We start from the raw sequence: 4,572 nt of genomic DNA, 5'->3' as shown, positions 1-4,572 counted from the left end.
GAGCTTGGGAAAATATTCGAGCGTAGCAAGAATAAAGTCTTACCAAGCCCTTCCCTTTAGGGATGGGGTTCCTGACATTTCTGGCAATTCAGCCTGCATGCAACAGCCAAGGTGAATTTTTTGCAAGACCCAAGCGAATGGACTCGGGCGTGGGCGATCGGCGATCGCAGATGGGTTTGTTGCACAACACATGCCACTCGCCGAACTTTACAGCACTGAGCGCAATAAGTGGATTACGCCGGTCCCCTACTTTTCCAGTTTAAAGGTTTGCCAACGGTCCTGGCAGCAGTTCTCTGGCAAATTTTTACTCGTTCACTAAAATCGAGCGCTCTATGGGTAGTCGGCAAACCCAGATTTCCGGCGTCATTTCCGGCGGTTGAATGGCAATCGTAAAGTGACATCACTCGCGCTGCCCTCTGGGAGGGGCGCGGCAATTGGGTCTTGTTCCGATGCGAGGTCTGGGTGGTTTGTCTGTGGCAACCTTTGCCTACACCTGCCAATTTAGGTTTTTTGATTTTTTAATGCACTGTTTAAATTTGGCTAATGGAAAGTTTAAGAATGGTTTAAGTAGATTTTGACCATGCAATGGATAAGAAAAATTTCAGGTTGCCGAGCACTTAACTGCCGCGATCGCGAATTCCACCGTTGCGTTCAATAGCGCAAATTCACGCAAAAAACTGTATAATAAACTACAGGTATCGAGGGAAGAACAATCCAAACCCGGCGTAATTCATAAGTATAAATTATTTTTGAAGTGCAAAAAATATTTTATGCTTATTTTGTGGGGCACACACCAAGGAGCGATCGCGGCGATCGCTCCTTGGGGTGGGTTTGTGGCATCATTCCTCGAACAGAAGCAGAAAATGCAATTCGGAGTGGAAAAAAATGTCAGATTCTTTATTTGCCGATGCCAGTAAACGACTGGAACGAGCGATGAAATACATCTCGATTTCCGAAGATGCGCTAGAATATTTGAAGTATCCAAAATCCAGTTTAATCGTGTCGATTCCAGTGCGGATGGATAACGGAGCGTTGCGAATTTTTCCCGGCTATCGGGTGCGCTACGACGATACCCGAGGTCCGGGAAAAGGCGGGGTTCGATATCATCCAAACGTCTCCTTAGATGAAGTCACCTCCCTGGCATTTTGGATGACCTTTAAATGTGCCGTTCTCGACCTTCCCTTTGGCGGGGCAAAAGGTGGCGTAACGGTGAATCCGAAGGAACTGTCGAAGTTGGAATTAGAACGATTGACGCGAGGGTATATTGAGGCGATCGCCGATTTTATCGGACCGGACATCGATATTCCCGCCCCGGATGTTTATACCAATCCAATGGTCATGGGGTGGATGATGGATCAATACAATATTATCAAGCGATCGCTCAATCCCGCCGTGGTAACGGGCAAACCTATCACCCTTGGCGGTAGTGTGGGGCGAAATACCGCCACCGGAACCGGCGCTTATTTTACGATCGAAACCCTGATGCGAAAATTCGACCGCCAACCCCACGAAACCACCGTCGCCGTACAAGGATTTGGAAATGCCGGCGCAGTGGTTGCCGAACTCCTGGCAAAAACCGGCTATAAAGTGGTCGCCGTCAGCGATTCTAAAGGGGGGATTTATGCCAAAAAAGGACTAGATATTCCCAGCATTCGGCATTACAAAGAATCCAACAAAGGCATTCAAGCAATCTACTGCGAAGACAGCGTTTGCAACATTGTCGAACATGAAATTATCAGCAATGAAGAATTACTGGCGTTAGAGGTAGATCTGTTGATTCCCGCCGCCCTGGAAAATCAAATTACCGCCGCTAACGTTAAGGATATCAAAGCTAAGTATATCTTTGAAGTCGCCAACGGACCGATTAGTGCCGATGCCGATGCCGATTTAGAAGCGCGGGGTATTTATGTAGTGCCGGATATTTTAGTGAATGCCGGGGGGGTCACGGTCAGTTATTTTGAGTGGGTGCAAAATCGCAGCGGTTTGTATTGGTCTGTGGAAGAAGTCAATCAACGCTTGCAGCAGAAAATGATTAAGGAAACCGAGAAAATATGGCAATTAGCCGAAGAGTTTGACATTCCCATGCGAACCGCCGCTTACGTGCATGGGTTGAACCGCCTCGGCGAAGCCCTCAGCGCCAAGGGAACCCGGGATTATTATGTGAACGGTTGAGGAGGGATGTCAGACGCCTTCCTGGTGCCTTGGTGGCGATCGCCGCGAGTGAATCGATGAGAGAAGCAATGTTCGGGGCGCATGGTAGTGCGCCCCGAGAATCATTTCCCCAGTTCGATCGCCCTGGATTGGCGGTGCGATCGCTTGGCATCAAAACCCAGTTAGACAAACAAATCCAAATCCAGCGCTTTCGATCCGCCCTTTTCTAGCTGAACCAACACTTTGCCCAATTGCCACCACACCAACCAAGTGGTAAACACAGTCAGCGGTAAAGCGAAAGCATAGGCAAACTTGGCATTAAAGCCAAAAATTTCCAATCCCGAGGCGAGAAAGACGCAAATCCCGCCCGCCATGCCTAAAAACGGAAGCTGGAATTCCAACCCTCTCGCTTGGGAAAGACTGCGACTGGAACGACTGCGAGACCACGTTTGCACGAATTGGGTCAAAGTGGCATAAAATGCACTTCCCGATGCGATCGCGGCGAGTAAACCTGCCGCTAAGAGAAAATAGGGCGGTTCTGGAAAATTAGACACGAATATCTCCTTACATTGCTAAGCGTTTATCGTGGATAGCGATCGAAAAAACCTTACCGCATCTCGCGAGAGTTGGGGTCGCCAGAAACACTCAGGGTGGCAACCAAGGGCAGTAAAGCTGCAGCTCCTTCGCGGGAAAAATCTGCCAAAGCGCCCAGTGCGGCGGTGAATAACCGATTAGGTTGAATATCTTCTTTCACCAAATTCCACAAGCGACGCACTTCCTCGGTATGGAGCTTATCGTCTTCTGTTAATGCAAGCAATAGCTTCTGACGCAGAAACGCTCCTTCCTCGGAAAGCAGGTACCGCAGACCCAATTCGGCGGTGGGAAGCAGGTCGAAATTGTTGTCCGATCGCGCGATCGCGATTAAATTCTCCAGTCGATGCCACTGGAACTTACCCCCCTTAAACAACACCTCAATTAACCGCCGCCGCAATTGCGGAGATTCCCCCGTCAGCAGACGCCGCGCCACATAGGGATACGCCACATCCACAATTTTGAAATTCGGATCGATACTTAACGCCAACCCTTCCTGAGTCACCAAAGAGCGAATAATCAACGCAAATTTCGCCGGTACGCGGAAAGGATACTCGTACATCAACTCGGAAAAGCGATCGGTAATCGTTTTGAAATTAAAATCCCGCACGCTTTGCCCGAGAATATCCCCCAATACCGCTTCTAATGCCGGCACGATTGGCAATATGTCCGTTTCTGGGGTCAAAAACCCCAGTTTCACAAACTCTTCGGCGAGTTCCAAGTAATCTTTGTTAATCAGATGAACCACTGCATCCACCAGGTTTTCTTTGGTGGTTTCTTCCAGTTGATCCATCATCCCGAAATCGATATATGCCATGCGCCCATCGGACATGGCAAACAAATTCCCCGGGTGGGGGTCTGCATGGAAAAATCCAAACTCTAATAGCTGCTGCAAACCACTGGTGACGCCAGTCTCGATGATGGAATTAATATTGATAGACGCCGCTTTCAGGGCGTGATTATCGGTGAGTTTATAGCCGTGAATCCACTCTAAAGTCAGCACGCGGTTGGTGCTGTAGCGCCAGTAGATGGCGGGGACTTTAACGTTGGAGTTATTGCTGAAGTTGGCGGCAAATTTTTCGGCGTTGCGTCCCTCATTGAGATAGTCCACTTCTTCAAAGAGTTTGCTGCCGAATTCATCCACAATTAAGCCCAGGTCATGGCCTAAATTTAAGGGCAACCACGGTCCGAGCAGTTTGGCACCCCAGCGCATTAAGTACAAGTCTAAGCTCAGCAGGGGTTTGAGGTTCGGGCGCTGCACTTTTACCGCCACTTCTTCGCCGCTATGCAGATAGGCGCGATACACTTGCCCTAAACTCGCCGCCGCAATTGGCGCTGGGGAAATCTCGGCAAAGATTTCCTCGATTCGGAGGTTGAGTTCGGTTTCGATGATGCGATAGGCGATCGCGGTGTCAAACGGCGGCAAACTATCCTGCAGCTTGACTAGCTCCTCTAAAAAGTCTTTGCGGATTAAATCCGGTCGCGTGGAAAGGGCTTGCCCCACTTTAATATAAGTAGGCCCCAGGTTCGTTAAAATGTACTGCAGTCGCGAGGCTCTTTTTTGTCGGTTTTTCTCGACTTGGTTCGTCCACTCGTCCCACTTTAAGCCCCAGATAAAATTGGCAAAATACCAGATGATTGTTACAACTCGCCAGATGACTTTCCAGGGACGATAGCGGTAGTAACGCGCAATCGCCTCGGGATCGTATCGCCTCATTTGAGCTAATGTCTTGGAACTCACGCCTTTATTTGCCTCTCATCAGAAATTAGGGTTGGTAAGGGGGAGAACGGAAACCCTCGTCATTTATGCGTAGGGAGGAGTTCTCCCCC

3 protein-coding genes are annotated in these 4,572 nt (G+C 49.3%); 1 reads left to right on the top strand and 2 read right to left on the bottom strand.

Annotated elements, in window-relative coordinates; genetic code table 11:
* Positions 1-885 precede the first annotated feature (885 nt).
* Positions 886-2,172 carry a Glu/Leu/Phe/Val family dehydrogenase gene (locus AC0QH1_RS11110; protein ID WP_324631163.1) on the top strand — a complete coding sequence of 429 codons (1,287 nt, stop codon included), beginning with the start codon at positions 886-888 and terminating at the stop codon, positions 2,170-2,172.
* A gap of 161 nt (positions 2,173-2,333) precedes the next feature.
* Here the strand turns inward: AC0QH1_RS11110 and AC0QH1_RS11105 are convergent, their stop codons facing one another.
* Both AC0QH1_RS11105 and AC0QH1_RS11100 read right to left on the bottom strand, forming a co-directional pair.
* Positions 2,334-2,705 carry a hypothetical protein gene (locus AC0QH1_RS11105; protein WP_324631162.1) on the bottom strand — a complete coding sequence of 124 codons (372 nt, stop codon included), beginning with the start codon at positions 2,703-2,705 and terminating at the stop codon, positions 2,334-2,336.
* Between the two features lie 53 nt (positions 2,706-2,758).
* Positions 2,759-4,459 carry an ABC1 kinase family protein gene (locus tag AC0QH1_RS11100; protein ID WP_324631164.1) on the bottom strand — a complete coding sequence of 567 codons (1,701 nt, stop codon included), beginning with the start codon at positions 4,457-4,459 and terminating at the stop codon, positions 2,759-2,761.
* Positions 4,460-4,572: the final 113 nt, after the last annotated feature.

It is taken from the genome of Phormidium sp. CCY1219 (assembly GCF_055795085.1).
Note: the sequence above shows the minus strand (reverse complement) of the source record. Positions and strands in the feature narration are given on the sequence as shown.